12 protein-coding genes and 1 pseudogene are annotated in these 16,084 nt (G+C 70.9%); 6 read left to right on the top strand and 7 right to left on the bottom strand.

The annotated features are described in order from the left end of the window. The first annotated feature begins 84 nt into the window (after nucleotides 1-84). Entirely contained in the window at nucleotides 85-1,806 is a 1,722-nt protein-coding gene (locus AB0F38_RS23475; protein WP_361896660.1) for a VWA domain-containing protein, read from the top strand. Here the strand turns inward: AB0F38_RS23475 and AB0F38_RS23470 are convergent. Then, nucleotides 1,740-1,914: pseudogene (locus AB0F38_RS23470) on the bottom strand (two-component sensor histidine kinase); the annotation flags it as partial. The gene AB0F38_RS23475 and the pseudogene AB0F38_RS23470 overlap by 67 nt on opposite strands. 279 nt (nucleotides 1,915-2,193) lie before the next feature. Here AB0F38_RS23470 and metG point away from each other — a divergent pair. Continuing rightward, nucleotides 2,194-3,807, top strand: a complete 1,614-nt coding sequence (gene metG / locus AB0F38_RS23465) for a methionine--tRNA ligase (protein ID WP_361896657.1) — start codon at nucleotides 2,194-2,196, stop codon at nucleotides 3,805-3,807. Nucleotides 3,808-3,871: 64 nt separating this feature from the next. Here metG and AB0F38_RS23460 read toward each other — a convergent pair whose 3' ends face one another. Together AB0F38_RS23460 and aspS are read right to left on the bottom strand one after the other, a co-directional pair. Continuing rightward, nucleotides 3,872-4,621 carry a L,D-transpeptidase family protein gene (locus AB0F38_RS23460; RefSeq protein WP_361896654.1) on the bottom strand — a complete coding sequence of 250 codons (750 nt, stop codon included), beginning with the start codon at nucleotides 4,619-4,621 and terminating at the stop codon, nucleotides 3,872-3,874. Nucleotides 4,622-5,094: 473 nt separating this feature from the next. After that, a complete protein-coding gene (gene aspS / locus AB0F38_RS23455) occupies nucleotides 5,095-6,909 on the bottom strand; it encodes an aspartate--tRNA ligase (RefSeq protein WP_361896651.1) in 1,815 nt (604 codons plus the stop codon). Between the two features lie 184 nt (nucleotides 6,910-7,093). Here aspS and AB0F38_RS23450 point away from each other — a divergent pair, with 184 nt between their 5' ends. Beyond that, a complete protein-coding gene (locus tag AB0F38_RS23450) occupies nucleotides 7,094-9,205 on the top strand; it encodes a SpoIIE family protein phosphatase (protein ID WP_361896648.1) in 2,112 nt (703 codons plus the stop codon). Between the two features lie 35 nt (nucleotides 9,206-9,240). Here the strand turns inward: AB0F38_RS23450 and AB0F38_RS23445 are convergent, their stop codons facing one another. From AB0F38_RS23445 to AB0F38_RS23435, 3 genes are all read right to left on the bottom strand, one after another. Next, nucleotides 9,241-10,296 (bottom strand): AI-2E family transporter, encoded by a 1,056-nt coding sequence (locus AB0F38_RS23445; protein ID WP_361896646.1) that lies wholly within the window; start codon nucleotides 10,294-10,296, stop codon nucleotides 9,241-9,243. 80 nt (nucleotides 10,297-10,376) lie between these two features. Next, nucleotides 10,377-11,333, bottom strand: a complete 957-nt coding sequence (locus AB0F38_RS23440; protein ID WP_361896643.1) for a pirin family protein — start codon at nucleotides 11,331-11,333, stop codon at nucleotides 10,377-10,379. A 175-nt stretch (nucleotides 11,334-11,508) separates the two neighbouring features. Next, nucleotides 11,509-11,949: an SseB family protein gene (locus AB0F38_RS23435; RefSeq protein ID WP_307126116.1), complete on the bottom strand. Its 441-nt coding sequence runs from the start codon at nucleotides 11,947-11,949 to the stop codon at nucleotides 11,509-11,511. Between the two features lie 168 nt (nucleotides 11,950-12,117). Here AB0F38_RS23435 and AB0F38_RS23430 point away from each other — a divergent pair, with 168 nt between their 5' ends. Continuing rightward, complete coding sequence (locus AB0F38_RS23430; protein WP_361896640.1) at nucleotides 12,118-13,944, top strand: acyl-CoA dehydrogenase; 1,827 nt, start codon at nucleotides 12,118-12,120, stop codon at nucleotides 13,942-13,944. On the opposite strand, the gene AB0F38_RS23425 is transcribed toward AB0F38_RS23430, so the two are convergent. Continuing rightward, nucleotides 13,941-14,339, bottom strand: a complete 399-nt coding sequence (locus tag AB0F38_RS23425; protein WP_361896637.1) for a hypothetical protein — start codon at nucleotides 14,337-14,339, stop codon at nucleotides 13,941-13,943. The genes AB0F38_RS23430 and AB0F38_RS23425 overlap by 4 nt on opposite strands. Here AB0F38_RS23425 and AB0F38_RS23420 point away from each other — a divergent pair. Continuing rightward, the gene (locus AB0F38_RS23420; RefSeq protein ID WP_361896635.1) at nucleotides 14,338-15,636 is read left to right on the top strand and encodes a M18 family aminopeptidase; all 1,299 of its coding nucleotides are present in this window, start codon (nucleotides 14,338-14,340) and stop codon (nucleotides 15,634-15,636) included. The genes AB0F38_RS23425 and AB0F38_RS23420 overlap by 2 nt on opposite strands. A gap of 103 nt (nucleotides 15,637-15,739) precedes the next feature. Next, nucleotides 15,740-15,958 (top strand): DUF6458 family protein, encoded by a 219-nt coding sequence (locus AB0F38_RS23415; RefSeq protein WP_361896632.1) that lies wholly within the window; start codon nucleotides 15,740-15,742, stop codon nucleotides 15,956-15,958. The last annotated feature ends 126 nt before the right edge of the window (nucleotides 15,959-16,084 follow it).

Here is a 16,084-nt window from a genome sequence, read left to right as displayed (position 1 = left end):
AACCTTACGTATCCGCCCTGGCCAGGGATCAATTCCCGCAGTACGGACATTTATCGCACCCAACTCATGCGAAAGGCCTCGCCCATGGGCATTCGGAGCTTGCTGCGCAAGGTGTTCGGCCGCACGGAGCAGGACGAGCCGACCACGGCCACCGTCCCGCCCCAGGCCGAGCGCACCCAGCCCACGGAGCCGGAGTCGGAGACCACCACTTCGGCGGCCGAGCCCGCGAGGGCCTCGGTACCGGCCCCGGCCTCATCCTCTTCGGCCCGGTCCACCACCACTGCGGGACGCGAGGACGGACCGGCATCGGACCTCGTGGCGGCGGCCTTCGACAAGGCGGCCGCCACGTCTGTGTCGACCCCCGCCTCCGCCTCCGCACCCACGCCGACGGTTCCTGCCCAGGGGTCGGATCCCGAGGCGAAGCGGGCCACGGAGACGGCGGACGCCGCGCCGGAGCCGGAGCCGGAGCCGGACGCCGCGTCACCGATCACGATCGACATCGACCCGGAGCCGGTGCCCGGCACGGCCGCTGAGCCGGAGGCCGGGGCCGCCGCCGAGGCTCCCGCTGCCGAGCCGGCGGCGGACGCGGCGCCCGAGCCCGTCGCGGAGGCCGGACCGGCCGCCCCCGCGGTCGCCGGGACTCCCGCCGAGCCCGCCGAGGAGGCGGAGCCCGAGCCGGCCGGCGCGCCCGAGGCCGAGGCGCCGAAGGCGGCGGAGTCCGCTCCGGAGCCCGCCGCCGAGCCCGAGGCCGTGGTCGCCGCGGAGGAGCCCGCCGCCGAGGCCGTGGCCGCGCCCGAGGAGGTCGCTGCCGAGGCCGTGGTCGCCACTGAGAAGACCGCCGCCGAGCCCAAGACCGCCGCCGAGGAGCCCGCCGCCGAGGCCGTGGTCGCGCCCCAGGAGGTCGCTGCCGAGGCCGTGGTCGCCACTGAGAAGACCGCCGCCAAGGAGCCCGCCGCCGAGCCCGAGGAACCGGCCGCGGCCGCGGCCGCGGCCGAGGCAGAGCCGGCCGCCACCGCGGTGGCGGAGCCCGCCGCCGAGGCGGCTCCCGATCCGGTCGCCGAGGCCGCCCCGGCGACGGCACCGCAGACCGCACCGGAGCCCGCACCGGTCACCGGCAAGCCCGCCACCACCCTCGCCCGGGTCAAGGCCGCCGCGCCCGAGCTCGTCGCCCCCTACAAGGCGGCGCAGGCCGGTCTCAGGGCGCACGGACTGACGGGGCTGCGGGCCACCGTGTATCTGGTCCTCGACCGGTCCGGATCCATGCGGCCGTTCTACAAGGACGGAAGTGCCCAGCACCTCGGCGACCGCACCCTCGCGCTCGCCGCGCACCTGGACGCGGACGCCACCGTGCCCGTCGTCTTCTTCTCGACCGACATCGACGGCACCGGAGCGATCGACCTCACCGCCCACGAGGGCCGGATCGACGAGCTGCACGCGGGCCTCGGCCGGCTGGGACGTACCAACTACCACCGGGCCGTCGAGGAGATCGTCGCGCACTACGAGAAGTCCGAGGCCTCGGGCCCGGCGCTCGTGATCTTCCAGACGGACGGCGCGCCGGACGCCAAGCAGGCGGCCAAGCAGGCCCTGGCGGACGCGGCACGGCTGCCGCTGTTCTTCCAGTTCGTCGCGTTCGGTGACGAGGAGGCGAAGGGCTTCGACTTCCTGCGCAGGCTGGACGTCGAGAACGCCGGCTTCTTCCACGCCGGCCCCGCCCCGCGCGAGGTGCCCGACGCGACGTTCTACCGGGAGGTGCTCGCCGGGCTGCCCGCCTGGGCCGCCGCCCGCGGAGTCGTCGCCGGGAGCTGATCCACCGGCAGCCGTACGGTCACGGCGACCCCGCCCGCGGGCCGGGTACCGCCGTGACCGTACCGCCGTGAGCACCGCAAGAGAACCTACGACCGACAGACCGGAACCCCGCGCTGTCCCCTCGGCCACCACCGGGCCGGTGTCGCGAGGACCGGAGTCGACGGCGGACCCGGCCCGCCGCAGTCCGGCCGCCACCGGCTCCGCCAGGATCTCTCCGTCCTCCGCGACAAGTACCCGCGTCGAGTGGTCTCCCGCCCCGTCCACGCGTGCCCACTCCTTCCCGGACGCGTCTTCGGTACGGGAAAAGATGTTTCGCGAAGCTCTCCGGGCGCGGGGCCGCGTTTATCGATGTGAGTGGATCCCCCACGGACCGTTAGGATTTCGACCATGGCGGCCACTGGATCCGAGAAGCAAGGGGGCGACGGCGTGAAGAGTTTCTACGTATCGACCCCCATTTACTACGTCAACGACGCTCCTCACCTGGGCCACGCCTACACGACCGTCGCAGGCGACGTGCTCACCCGCTGGCACCGTCAGCGCGGCGAGAAGGTGTGGTACCTCACCGGCACGGACGAGCACGGTCAGAAGATCATGCGCACGGCCGAGGCGAACGACGTCACCCCTCAGGCCTGGTGCGACAAGCTCGTCGAGGAGGCCTGGAAGCCCCTCTGGGAGCACCTCGACATCGCGAACGACGACTTCATCCGGACGACGGAGAAGCGGCACACCGACCGTGTGCAGGAGTTCGTGCAGGACCTGTACGACAAGGGCCAGATCTACAAGGGCGGGTACGAAGGCCCGTACTGCGTGGGCTGCGAGGAGTACAAGCTCCCCGGCGACCTGATCGAGTCCGAGGACGGCACGAAGCTGTGCCCGATCCACAAGAAGCCGGTGGAACTCCTCAAGGAGGAGAACTACTTCTTCAAGCTGAGCGAGTACGGCCCGAAGCTCATGGAGTTCTACGCGGCCAACCCGGGCTTCATCCAGCCCGAGTCGGCTCGCAACGAGATCGTGAACTTCGTCAAGCAGGGTCTGCAGGACCTGTCGATCTCGCGTTCCACGTTCGACTGGGGCGTCCCGGTGCCGTGGGACCCGAAGCACGTCATCTACGTGTGGATCGACGCGCTGCTGAACTACGCGACGGCGGTCGGCTACGGCGCCGACCAGGAGAAGTTCGACCGCACCTTCCCGGCGGACGTGCACCTGATCGGCAAGGACATCCTGCGCTTCCACTCGGTCATCTGGCCGGCGATGCTGATGGCGCAGGGCCTGCCGCTCCCCGGCAAGGTCGTCGCCAACGGCTGGCTGATGGTCGGCGGCGAGAAGATGTCCAAGTCGAACCTGACGGGCATCAAGCCGCAGGACCTGACCTCGCACTTCGGCGTGGACGCGTACCGCTGGTACTTCCTGCGGGCCATCGCGTACGGCAGCGACGGCTCGTTCTCCTGGGAGGACTTCAGCGCCCGCTACACCTCGGAGCTGGCCAACGACTACGGCAACCTCGCCTCGCGGGTCGCGGCCATGGTCGGCAAGTACTTCGGCGGCGCGCTCCCGGAGGCCACCGCGTCCGGTGACGCCGAGCGGGCGGTCCAGGAGGGCCTCGCGCGGGCCGTCTCCACGGCGGACCTGAGGATCGGCGAGGAGCTGGACTTCCAGGGCGGCATCCTGGCGATCTTCGACTTCGTGAAGCAGGTCAACGGTTACATCACGGAGCAGGAGCCGTGGAAGGTCGCCAAGGACGAGTCGCCGGAGGGCCGGGCACGGCTCGCGACCATCCTCTACACGGCGGCCGAGTCCCTGCGCGGTGTCGCGGTCCTGCTGAACTCCGTGATGCCGGACACCTCGCAGAGGCTGTGGGAGTCCCTGGGCGCCGAGGCGTCCCTGGGCGCCCTGGCCGGCCGGCGCGTGCAGGACGCGGGCCGCTGGGGTCAGCTGCCCGCGGGCACGACGGTGACGAAGGGCGCGGTGCTGTTCCCGCGCCTGGAGGAGAAGCCCGCGTAACCGTCCGTACGCAGCAGGGAGCCCGGGACCGGCCATCGGTCCCGGGCTCCCGTGCGTACGGTGCTCAGCGGCCCAGCGCCGCGGCGTCCCCCATCACGATCACCGGGTACTTCGCCGGGTCCAGGAGGCGCAGGAGCTCCCTCATCCGCTCCTCGGGAAGCGAGACACAGCCCTGGGTCGGGCCGCCGTGGTCCACATGGATCCAGATCCCGCCGCCCCTCTCCTCACCGAGCGGCCGGGTGCGGTCCAGCGGGGTCGTGCCCGGTGTCCGGTTGTAGTTGATGGCGACGACGTAGTCGAAGGACCCCTCCAGCGGCTCCCCGAAGAAGCCCTCGCCGCTCACCGCGAAGCGCGGCTGCTCGTCGTACGGGAGCAGCGCTCCTGGGTCGGGCAGCCGGCCGCCCGCGTCGGTGAGGCCGAACACGCCGACGGGTGACCGGAGGTCGCCCGCCACGTGGTGGTCCGTCCAGCCCTTCATGCCGTTGTGGGCGGCCCAGGGTCCTGCCTCCGGTCTCCAGCCGAGTGCGGGGTCGTCGCGCGTGTGGAGGACGGCCGTGGAGCGGTTGGCGTCGGGGCCCTGGCCGGTCACCACGACGGCCTGCCGGGCGGTGGCCGGGATCTTCGCCCGGACGAGCGGGCCCAGTCCCGGAATCTCCCGCGGGCGGACGGGCACAGCAGTGGGCGACGCCGCGGCCGAGGACTCGGGGCCGGCGGCACCACGGGGCGCCGAGGGCTGCACCGCACCGGCGGAGCAGCCGATGACCAGCAGGAACAGGACGACGAGAAGGACGTAGGGGCGGCGCGGGAGGGACACGGGCGGAACTCCTCGTGACGGGCGGTCGGTCTCCTTCGGTGCCAGTCATTGCCGTGCCCCGCGACGCCGAACCGAAACCGGGGCCATCCGGCTGTACCCGGTCCTCGCGCCGGGCCACGGGTGTCCGCACGGCTGTCCGGGCCGGCCGGGAGCGGGGTCGTCGCCGCCGTGGTCTCCGACGTCGGCCGGTGGCACTCCCCGCACCGACCGGTCTCCCAGCCGTCGGCGCCCTTCTCCTCACCGGCCGAGAGCAGGGCCCTGCGCCGGTCCCTGCCCCGGCGATGGCCGCACCACCCGACAGGACCACGCGTCGGCGGGTCGTCCCTCTGTGCGCGGGGCCCCGATTCCCTGTCATCAGAGGTGAGGCCGGGCAGGGACGTGAGCTGTGCGCACCCGGTGGGTGCACGTGAAACAGTCCCCGGCCGGGCGGCCGGGGACTGTTTCACGTGGAACCGGAGCGGAACAGCTGACGCCTACTTCGCGCCGGTGTCCCTCGCCACGGAGTCCTTGGCCCCGGCCTTCTCCTTGGCCGCGACGGGCTTGCGCAGCTGGATGTTCAGCTCGCGCAGGCGGGTCTCGTCCAGCTCGCTCGGGGCCCCCATCATCAGGTCCTGGGCGTTGCCGTTGAGCGGGAAGGCGATCGTCTCCCGGATGTTGGGCTCGTCGGCAAGCAGCATCACGATGCGGTCGACGCCCGGAGCGATGCCACCGTGCGGCGGGGCGCCGAGGCGGAACGCGCGCAGCATGCCCGCGAACTCCCTCTCGACGGTCTCCGCCTCGTACCCGGCGATCGCGAAGGCCTTCAGCATGACCTCGGGCTCGTGGTTACGGATGGCGCCGGAGGACAGCTCGATGCCGTTGCAGACGATGTCGTACTGCCACGCCAGGATGTCGAGCGGGTCCTTCTCCTGCAGGTCCTTCATGCCGCCCTGGGGCATGGAGAACGGGTTGTGCGAGAAGTCGATCCTGCCGGTGTCCTCGTCCTTCTCGTACATCGGGAAGTCGACGATCCAGCAGAAGCGGAAGACGCCCTCCTCGAAGTGGCCGGCGCGCTTGGCGGCCTCGACGCGGACGACGGACATGATCTTGGAGACCTCGTCGAACTCGCCCGCACCGAAGAAGACGGCGTGACCGGGGACGAGGGACAGACGCTCGGTGAGGGTCTTGATGTCCGTCTCGGTGAGGAACTTGGCGATCGGGCCCGCCAGCGTGCCGTCCTCGCCCACCCGGACCCAGGCGAGACCCTTGGCGCCGTGCTCGACCGCGTACGCGCCGAGACCGTCGAAGAACTTCCGGGACTGGCCCGCCGTGTCCGGCACCGGAAGGGCGCGGACGTGCTTGCCGGCGAACGCCTTGAACTCCGAGTCCGCGAAGATGTCGGAGATGTCGACGAGCTCCAGCCGGGCGCGCAGGTCCGGCTTGTCGTTGCCGTACTTCAGCATCGACTCGCGGAACGGGATGCGCGGGAACGGCGAGGTCACGTGGCGGCCGTTGCCGAACTCCTCGAAGAGCTCGGTCATGAGCTTCTCGATCGGCTGGAAGACGTCCTCCTGCTCGACGAACGACATCTCGACGTCGAGCTGGTAGAACTCGCCGGGCGAACGGTCGGCGCGTGCGTCCTCGTCGCGGAAGCACGGCGCGATCTGGAAGTAGCGGTCGAAGCCGGAGATCATCAGCAGCTGCTTGAACTGCTGCGGCGCCTGCGGAAGGGCATAGAACTTGCCCGGGTTCAGGCGGGACGGGACCACGAAGTCACGGGCGCCCTCGGGGGACGTCGCGGCGAGGATCGGGGTCGCCATCTCGTTGAAGCCGAGGGCCACCATCTTGGAGCGGATGGAGGCGATGACGGACGAGCGCAGCATGATGTTGCGGTGCATGCGCTCGCGACGCAGGTCGAGGAAGCGGTACTCCAGGCGCCGCTCCTCGTTGACCCCGTCGTCGGCGTTGATCGTGAAGGGCAGCGGGGCGGCCTCACCCAGCACCTCGACGTCGGTGACCTCGATCTCGATCTCACCGGTCGGGAGCTCCGGGTTGACGTTGTCGGCGCCGCGCGCGGAGACCTTGCCGTCGATCCGGACGACGGTCTCCTTGGTCAGCTTCGCCAGGGCGTCGTTGCCGGGGGTGCCGGGGCGGGCGACGAGCTGCACCAGACCGTAGTGGTCGCGCAGATCGATGAAGAGGATGCCGCCCAGGTCTCGGCGATTGTGCAGCCAGCCGCTCAGCCGGACGTCGGTGCCGACGTCAGAGGCGCGGAGCTCGCCGCAGGTGTGGGACCTGTACCGATGCATCGTCGTTCATCCAGTCTTCGCGGTTCGGGGCGGATTGACACCCCAGGCTACCGCCCGTAGGCGCACCGCTTCATTGACTTGCTTCCGCACGGCCCTCCGGGAGGAGCCGGGGGCGGGCCCGTACGGCCTCCGGGCGGCCGTTCATCGGTGGCGACGACGGAGAACACCTTCCTAAAGTGGGGCAATGCGCACCGAGGAGATCCTGGCTGCGATCGGAACCGGTCTGTGGAGCTGGGAGAGCTCCACGGGGATGGTCACGTTCGACGCCGAGGCGGCCCGGCTGGTCGGACTGCCCGCCGAGCCCGTGTCCTGCCACGGGTACGACGTGCGCTCCCGCTTCCATCCGGCCGACTGGAACGAGGTCGACGGGGTCGTGAACTTCGCGATCGCCGAGGGCACCGTGGCCGAGGCCAGGATGCGGATCGTGGACGACCACGGCACGGTCGTGCGCACGGTGCGCAGCAGGTCGAAGCCGGTCGCCGTCGATTCCCCGGGCCGCCACGAGTACGTGCTGGTGGGCATCCTCCAGGACGTCGCCGAACCCTCCGCGGCCTCGGCGGTGCACACCCCCGTCACGGGTGACTGGCGCCGGTCGCGCGAGGCGTTCCTGCTGGACGCGGGGCGTGCGCTGGCCGAGGCGGGTTCCACCGAGGAGGTGCTGCGGGTCGCCGGGTCGCTCTCCATGCCGGGGTTCTCGCCGGACGGCCTCGCCGTCTTCGGCGTCACGGGCGATCGCCTGAAGGTCGTCGGGCACCACGGGCACCACATGGGCGACGAGAAGCCGTTCACCGACATGCCGCTGGACACCGACTACCCGGCCGCCGAGGCCGTGCGGACCGGGCAGCCGGTCTACCTGCCCTCCCCCGAGGCGTACCGCACCCGCTACCCCACCACCTGGCCGCTCGCCAGCGGCTTCGGGCGGCGCTCCTGGGCCTTCCTCCCGCTGATCGCGTCGGGCCACACCATGGGGGCCTGGATGGCCGGGTTCCGGCACAGCGTGGCCTTCTCGCCCGACGAGCGCGCCGTGCTGACGACGGTGGCCCGGATGCTCGCGCAGGCACTGACCCGCGCCGGGGCCGCCGAGACGGAGCGCGAGCTGTCGCTGGGGCTCCAGAGGGCGATGATGCCGTCCCTCGGCGCCGGCGTACCGGGGCTGACGGTGGCGGCCCGGTACATCCCGACCGGCGGCGGGCTCCAGGTCGGGGGCGACTGGTACGACATGATCCCGCTCCCCAACGGCCGTATCGCCCTCGTCATCGGTGACGTCCAGGGGCACGACGTGCGGGCCGCGGGGCTGATGGGCCAGCTGCGGATCGCCCTGCGGGCCTACGCCTCCGAGGGGCACCGCCCCGACGGGGTGCTCTCCCGGGCCTCACGCTTCCTGTCGGGGCTCACCGGGGCGGACGACCGCACCGACGGCGAGGACGGGCCCCACGCGGCCCGCTTCGCCACCTGCCTGTACGCGGAGGCCGACCCGGACACCGGCACCCTCGACATCGCCCGGGCCGGCCACCCCGACCCGGTGGTGATCAGCGTCGACGGCAGGGCGGTGATCCGGCAGACCGCGGGAGGACTCCCCCTGGGCATCGAGAGGGACGCCGACTATCCGACCACCCGTGTCGTCCTCGGGCCCGGCGAAACGATCATGCTGTGCACGGACGGGCTCATCGAGACCGGCGGGCACGACATGGCCACCGGCTGGACCAGGCTCCGGCCGATCCTGGAAGAGCCCGTGGAGGACCTGGAGAAGCTCGCCGACACCCTCGTCCAGGCGGTGCACGGCCCCGGCTCGCACTACACGACCGGCCCGCTCGTGGACCGCCGGGAGGACGACATCGCGGTGCTCGTCCTGCGCCGCGAGGCTCCGCGGTCGCGCAGGCCGCTGGGGCGCCGTTCGGCGATGACCATCGCCCAGGCGGAGCCCGAGCGGGTCGCCGCGAGCCGGCAGCAGCTGCGGGAGCTGCTGCACGACTGGGCCGACGGGGAGCAGGTCGACGCGGCGGTGCTGATGGTGTCCGAGATGGCCACGAACGTGCTGGTCCACACGGACGGGGACGCCCTGCTGGTGGCGGAGGTGAGCGGCGAGCGCGGCGAGAGACGGCTGCGCGTCGTGGTGGGCGACTCCAGCGACGAGCTGCCCCACAAGCGGTGCCCCGGCGAGATGGCGTCCAGCGGCCGGGGGCTGGTGCTCATGGAGATGCTCGCCGACGCGTGGGGGGTGGACCCGCAGGGGGAGGGGAAGTCGATCTGGTTCGAGCTGTACGAGTCGTCGGAGCCCGCGGCCGTCGGCTCATGAGACAGCGATCGGGTCCGCGGGGTTCCGGGCGTGGTTCATGAGGGTTCCGCGATCCCGTCGGCCTTGCGCAGTTCGCCGATCACGCCGAAGACCGCCGCGCACACCGGCACCGCCAGCAGCATGCCCAGCAGACCGGCGACGCTCGCGCCCGCGGTCAGCGCGATCATGATCATGGCGGGGTGCATCTGGACCGTGCGGCTCTGGATGACCGGCTGCAGCACATGCCCCTCCAGGACCTGGACGGCGAGCACCACCCCCAGCGCCCAGAGCGCGATCACGAAGCCCCGGTCGGCCAGGGCGACCAGCACGGCCACGGCCCCGGAGATGAAGGCACCGAGATACGGGATGTAGGCCCCCACGAAGACCAGTGCCCCCAGCCCCACCGCGCCCGGCACCCGCAGGATCAGTAGGCCGGCCGTGATGCACAGCGCGTCGATGAGGGCGATGAACGTGGTGCCGCGCATGAAGCCCTCGACTGCCTCGAAGGCCCTGCGCCCCATGGCCTCCACGAGGTCGCCGGTGCCACGCGGGGCGATGCGGTGGGCGAGGTGGGCGGCACGGTCGGCGTCGCGCAGGAAGAAGAAGGTCAGCAGCAGGGCCAGGACGGCCGTGGTGACCAGGGAGCCGATGAGGCTGATACCGGTGAGGAGCCCGCCCGCGGCGCTCGCACCGAACTTCTCCACGAGACCCCTGGTGTTGTCCGCGAGGTCGTCGACGTTCGCGACACCCGCGATCTCGAAGTGGTCGACGACCCACTGCGCGGCGTCCTTGAGGGAGCTGACGATCTGGTCGCCGGTGTCGACGAGTGCGGTGACGACGATGTACCCGGCGCCCCCGGCCACCGCGACGAGCGCGGCACAGGTGAGCCCGGCCGCCAGCGACCCGTTCACCTTGTGCGCGGTCAGCCAGCGGTGCACGGGCCCCAGCAGCGCCGTACCGAGCAGGGCGAGCAGGACGGGTGTGACCGCGGTCTTGAGGGCGACGCACAGCCAGATGGCCACCGCCGCGACGCCGGCGGCCAGGAGCAGGACGCCGCACCAGGCGGCCGTCCGCCGCGCACTGTCGGGCAGGAGGGGCTTGCGGGTAGGCACCCTCCCACCCGATCACGGGCGGGCGCGGGCGGCCCGCCCGCCCGGGCGTACGGGTGACGGTCCGTCACCCGCATACTCCGTCACATGCCGTGCACGGCGGGCACCGTGCCGAGCCGGCCGGCCTGGAAGTCCTCGAAGGCCTGCTTGAGCTCGTCCTGGGTGTTCATCACGAACGGCCCGTAGTGCGCCATCGGCTCACGGATCGGACGCCCGCCGAGGAGCACGACCTCCAGGTCCGGGGTGTTGCCGTCCTGCGCCTCGTCGGCGCGGACGGTCAGCGAGGATCCCTTGCCGAACACCGCGGTCTGCCCCATGCGGACCGGGCGGCGCTCCTCGCCGACGGTCCCGCGTCCGGCCATGACGTACGCGAGGCCGTTGAAGTCCTCGCGCCACGGCAGGGTCACCTCGGCACCCGGCCGGACCGTCGCGTGGACCATGGTGATCGGGGTGTGCGTGATGCCCGGTCCCTCGTGGCCGTCCAGGTCGCCGGCGATGACGCGCAGGAGCGCGCCGCCGTCCGGGGACGCGAGGAGCTGGACCTGGCCTCCTCGGATGTCCTGGTAACGCGGGGCCATCATCTTGTCGGCCTTGGGCAGGTTCACCCAGAGCTGGAGGCCGTGGAAAAGGCCGCCGGACATGACGAGGGACTCCGGCGGGGCCTCGATGTGCAGCAGACCACTGCCGGCAGTCATCCACTGGGTGTCACCGTTCTCGATGGTGCCGCCGCCACCGTTGCTGTCCTGGTGGATGAAGCTTCCGTCGATGAGGTAGGTGACGGTCTCGAAGCCGCGGTGCGGGTGCCAGGGGGTGCCCTTGGGCTCTCCGGCGGCGTACTCCACCTCACCCATCTGGTCCATCATGATGAACGGGTCGAGGTGCCGGTAGTTGATCCCGGCGAAGGCGCGCCGCACCGGGAACCCCTCGCCCTCGAAACCGCTCGGCGCGGTCGTGACGGTGAGCACGGGGCGTGCCACGGCCTCGGCCTGGGCCGCGACCTTCGGCAGGGTCAGCGGGTTTTCGACGGTCACTGCGGGCATGGGAGCCACCTCCGGAAGTCTTCTGCCATCAATTTAGTTGAATGGTGAACATCTGGCAAGGCGGCATCCATTCCCCGACACCCCCGGGCACCGGAAAGGGGCCCGCACCTTGTCGGTACGAGCCCCTTCCGGTCAGCCGGTCCACCGCCCGGCGCGAACCGGACGGGCGGCGGCCCTAGCCGTACATGCGGCGCATCGCGAAGTCGACCATCTGCTCCACCGCCTTGGCGTCGAAGACCATGCGGTGGTCCCCCTCCATGTCCAGAACGAAGCCGTACCCGGTCGGCAGCAGGTCGATCACCTCGGCCCCGGTGATCACGAAGTACTTGGACTCCTTGCCCGCGTACCGCCGCAGCTCCTTGAGCGTGGTGAACATGGGGATCACCGGCTGCTGGGTGTTGTGCAGGGCCAGGAAGCCGGGGTTGTCGCCGCGCGGGCAGTAGACCTTCGACGTCGCGAAGATCTGCTGGAAGTCCTCGGCGGAGAGCGAACCGGTCGTGAAGGCCCGTACCGCGTCCGCCAGGGAGGGCGGCGAGGGCTCGGGATACAACGGCTGCTCGCCGTAGCCGCCACCCATCTGCTGCTGTGCACCCGGGTTCTGGTCGTAGCCATACATGCCGCAAAGAGTAATCGGACACATCTGTGCCTTGAGGGGTTGCGTCTTATTACTGACGGGTAGCATCATCGTAGGAGTCGGCTGATACACCCACGGCCGGCCCGTCGCCCGATCCTCACCCCTCCACGGGGCGCTGCGCGCCACTGCTATTGATTACGGAGCCTTCCCATGGGGCACTACAAGTCGAATCTCCGCGACATCGAGTTCAACCTCTTCGAGGTCCTCGGGCGCGACAAGCTGTACGGCACCGGACCGTTCGCGGAGATGGACGTCGACACCGCGAAGACCATCCTGGACGAGATCACCCGCCTCGCGGAGAACGAGCTCGCCGACTCGTACGCCGACGCCGACCGCAACCCGCCGGTCTTCGACCCCGAGACCAACACCGCGCCCGTCCCGGACTCCTTCAAGAAGTCCTACAAGGCGTTCATGGACTCCGAGTACTGGCGCCTGGGCCTGCCCGAGGAGATCGGCGGCACCACCTCGCCCCGCTCCCTGATCTGGGGTTACGCGGAGACGCTGCTCGGCGCCAACCCGGCGGTCTGGATGTACTCCTCCGGCCCGGCCTTCGCCGGCATCCTCTTCGACGAGGGCAACGAGGCGCAGAAGAAGATCGCCGAGATCGCCGTCGAGAAGCAGTGGGGCTCGACGATGGTGCTGACCGAGCCGGACGCCGGTTCGGACGTGGGCGCCGGCCGCACGAAGGCGGTCGAGCAGGAGGACGGCTCCTGGCACATCGAGGGTGTGAAGCGCTTCATCACCTCGGGCGAGCACGACATGTCCGAGAACATCATCCACTACGTGCTGGCGCGCCCCGAGGGCGCCGGCCCGGGCACCAAGGGCCTCTCCCTCTTCATGGTCCCGAAGTTCCACTTCGACTGGACCACCGGCGAGCTCGGTGAGCGCAACGGCGTGTACGCGACGAACGTCGAGCACAAGATGGGCCTCAAGGCGTCCAACACCTGCGAGATGACCTTCGGCGACCAGCACCCCGCCAAGGGATGGCTCATCGGTGACAAGCACGACGGCATCCGCCAGATGTTCCGCATCATCGAGTTCGCCCGCATGATGGTCGGCACGAAGGCCATCGCGACCCTGTCGACGGGCTACCTCAACGCGCTGGAGTACGCCAAGGAGCGCGTCCAGGGCACCGACCTGTCGCAGTTCATGGACAAGACGGCTCCCAAGGTCACCATCACGCACCACCCCGACGTGCGCCGCTCACTCATGACGCAGAAGGCGTACGCGGAGGGCATGCGCTCCCTCGTGCTCTACACGGCCTCCGTCCAGGACGCGATCCAGGTGAAGGAGGCCGCGGGCGAGGACGCCAAGGCGCTGAACGGCCTCAACGACCTGCTGCTCCCGATCGTGAAGGGCTACGGCTCCGAGAAGTCCTACGAGCAGCTCGCGCAGTCGCTCCAGACCTTCGGCGGCTCCGGGTACCTCCAGGAGTACCCGATCGAGCAGTACATCCGTGACGCCAAGATCGACACCCTGTACGAGGGCACGACCGCGATCCAGGGCCAGGACTTCTTCTTCCGGAAGATCGTCCGCGACCAGGGTGCCTCGCTGAACACCCTCTCCGAGGAGATCAAGAAGTTCCTCGCGGGCGCCCAGGGCAACGAGGAACTGTCCGGCGCGCTGGACAACCTCGCCAAGGCCGCCGTGGACCTGGAGGCGATCGTCGGCACGATGATCACCGACCTCACCGCCACCGGCGAGGACGTCAGGAACATCTACAAGGTCGGCCTCAACACCACCCGTCTGCTCATGGCCTCCGGCGACGTCGTCGTCGGCTACCTGCTGCTCAAGGGTGCGGCCGTGGCCGCCGAGAAGCTGCCGACCGCCGCCGCCAAGGACGTCGCCTTCTACCAGGGCAAGATCGCCGCCGCGAAGTTCTTCGCCGCGAACGTCCTGCCGGGCGTCTCGGCCGAGCGCGCGCTCGCCGAGACCGTGGACAACTCGCTGATGGAGCTGGACGAGGCCGCGTTCTAGTCGTCCTCTTCAACGCTCTTCGGCACAGAGATGGATACGGCCCGCCCCCGCCAGGGGCGGGCCGTCCCCATGATCGTCGTAGGTTCGGAGGGGGACGCCGTCATGGGTGTGAAGTCGGCGAAGGCGGCCGGGACACGGTGGGCGGTGGCGGCCGGAGCGGCCGTGCTGCTGCCGGCGGGGACGCCGGGACCGGGGCGACGGCGCTGGACAGGGGGCTGGCCAAGGACCTCGCGGCCCTGTTCTCCGGCCGCGCGCAGGAGGCGCAGGACGGTGACGAGCCGGCCGCGACGCTCCGAGTCCGGCGGTGACCCGACGACGATTTCCGGACGATGACCGCGGGCACCGGCCGTCCACCGTGAACCCCCCGCGGCGGCCGTCGTTACAGTGAAGAACATGAGCTCTCCCCTCCGCTTCGACCGCGGGCACACCGACGACCTGATGGCCTTCCTCATGGCCGGCCCCACCCCGTACCACGCCGTGGCCACCGCCGCCGCGCGGCTGGAAAAGGCCGGTTTCCGACAGGTCGAGGAGACGGCGGCCTGGGACGCCACCACGGGTGGGAAGTACGTGCTGCGCGGCGGCGCGATCGTCGCCTGGTACGTGCCCGAGGGTGCCGAGGCGCACACCCCGTTCAGGATCGCGGGGGCTCACACCGACTCCCCGAACCTGCGGGTCAAGCCGCAGCCCGACACGGGATCCCACGGCTGGCGCCAGGTCGCTGTCGAGATCTACGGCGGGACGCTCCTCAACACCTGGCTCGACCGGGACCTCGGCCTGGCCGGGCGGCTCTCGCTCCGCGACGGGACCCACCGTCTGGTGAACATCGACCGGCCGCTGCTGCGCGTGCCCCAGCTGGCTGTGCACCTGGACCGGTCGGCCAACACCGACGGCCTCAAGCTCGACCGCCAGAAGCACATGCAGCCGATCTGGGGGCTCGGTGAGGTCCACGAGGGCGACCTCATCCGTTTCGTGGCCGAGGAGGCCGGCGTCGACCCGGCGGACGTGACCGGCTGGGACCTGATGCCGCACGCCGTCGAGCCGCCGGCCTACCTGGGCCGGGACCGTGAGCTGCTGGCCGGGCCGCGCATGGACAACCTGCTCTCCGTGCACGCCGCGACGGCCGCGCTGACCGCCGTGGCCGGACTGCCGGACGACGAGATCCCGTACATCCCCGTGCTCGCCGCCTTCGACCACGAGGAGAACGGCTCGCAGTCCGACACCGGCGCGGACGGCCCGCTGCTCGGCGGGGTCCTGGAGCGCTCCGTGTTCGCCCGCGGCGGCTCGTACGAGGACCGGGCCCGGGCCTTCGCCGGGACCGTCTGCCTCTCCTCCGACACCGGCCACGCGATCCACCCCAACTACGGGGAGCGCCACGACCCGACGCACCACCCGGTGGTCAACGGCGGGCCGATCCTCAAGGTCAACGTCAACATGCGGTACGCGACCGACGGCAGCGGCCGGGCCGTGTTCGCGGCGGCCTGCGAGAAGGCGGGCGTGCCCTGGCAGACCTTCGTCTCCAACAACGCGATGCCCTGCGGCACCACGATCGGCCCGATCACCGCCGCCCGGCACGGCATCCAGACCATCGACATCGGCGTCGCGATCCTGTCCATGCACAGTGCCCGCGAGCTGTGCGGCGCGGACGACCCGTATCTGCTGGCCGGCGCGCTCGCCACGTTCCTGGCCGGCTGATCCTCCTCTCCTCGACGGGCCACCGGGACATGGTTGTCGCCGGGCCGGGTACGCGACCCGTACACCGGCCCGGATCCACCGGGCCGTCGAGGAGGCGGAATTCATGGGACTCGGAGGATGCATTCTCCTGATCGGTGCCGGGGCGATTCTCGCTTTCGCCACCGACTGGAAACTGGACACCGTCAACGTCGACATGGTCGGCTGGATCATGATGCTGGTCGGCCTCGTCGGCGTGTTCGTCTACATGAGCATCGCGCGTCGGCGCCGCATGGTCGTGCCGCCCACCACCACGGTCGTGTCGGAGGACGAGCGCCGCCTGTGACCTGAGGGACGCGGCCGGACCGCTCCCGCCGACCCGGCGTGACCCTTCGTCGGCTCGGCGGTGCCCCCGATATTCTGGGACCCGATCCGGGCCCCCACCCGGGTGCATCCCGCCCGGAAGGAAAGC

The organism is Streptomyces sp. NPDC025273 (genome assembly GCF_040638585.1).
In the GTDB taxonomy this organism is placed as follows: domain Bacteria; phylum Actinomycetota; class Actinomycetes; order Streptomycetales; family Streptomycetaceae; genus Streptomyces; species Streptomyces cinereorectus.
This window is presented reverse-complemented; position numbering and strand designations above follow the sequence as displayed.

What these genes read in the sequence shown, in the direction of transcription:
- AB0F38_RS23475 (WP_361896660.1), top strand. Translation starts at nt 85, where the DNA reads ATGGGCATTCGGAGCTTGCTGCGCAAGGTGTTCGGCCGCACGGAGCAG.
- metG (WP_361896657.1), top strand. Translation starts at nt 2,194, where the DNA reads ATGGCGGCCACTGGATCCGAGAAGCAAGGGGGCGACGGCGTGAAGAGT.
- aspS (WP_361896651.1), bottom strand. Translation starts at nt 6,909, where the DNA reads ATGCATCGGTACAGGTCCCACACCTGCGGCGAGCTCCGCGCCTCTGAC.
- AB0F38_RS23450 (WP_361896648.1), top strand. Translation starts at nt 7,094, where the DNA reads ATGCGCACCGAGGAGATCCTGGCTGCGATCGGAACCGGTCTGTGGAGC.
- AB0F38_RS23440 (WP_361896643.1), bottom strand. Translation starts at nt 11,333, where the DNA reads ATGCCCGCAGTGACCGTCGAAAACCCGCTGACCCTGCCGAAGGTCGCG.
- AB0F38_RS23435 (WP_307126116.1), bottom strand. Translation starts at nt 11,949, where the DNA reads ATGTATGGCTACGACCAGAACCCGGGTGCACAGCAGCAGATGGGTGGC.
- AB0F38_RS23430 (WP_361896640.1), top strand. Translation starts at nt 12,118, where the DNA reads ATGGGGCACTACAAGTCGAATCTCCGCGACATCGAGTTCAACCTCTTC.
- AB0F38_RS23420 (WP_361896635.1), top strand. Translation starts at nt 14,338, where the DNA reads ATGAGCTCTCCCCTCCGCTTCGACCGCGGGCACACCGACGACCTGATG.
- AB0F38_RS23425 (WP_361896637.1), bottom strand. Translation starts at nt 14,339, where the DNA reads ATGTTCTTCACTGTAACGACGGCCGCCGCGGGGGGTTCACGGTGGACG.
- AB0F38_RS23415 (WP_361896632.1), top strand. Translation starts at nt 15,740, where the DNA reads ATGGGACTCGGAGGATGCATTCTCCTGATCGGTGCCGGGGCGATTCTC.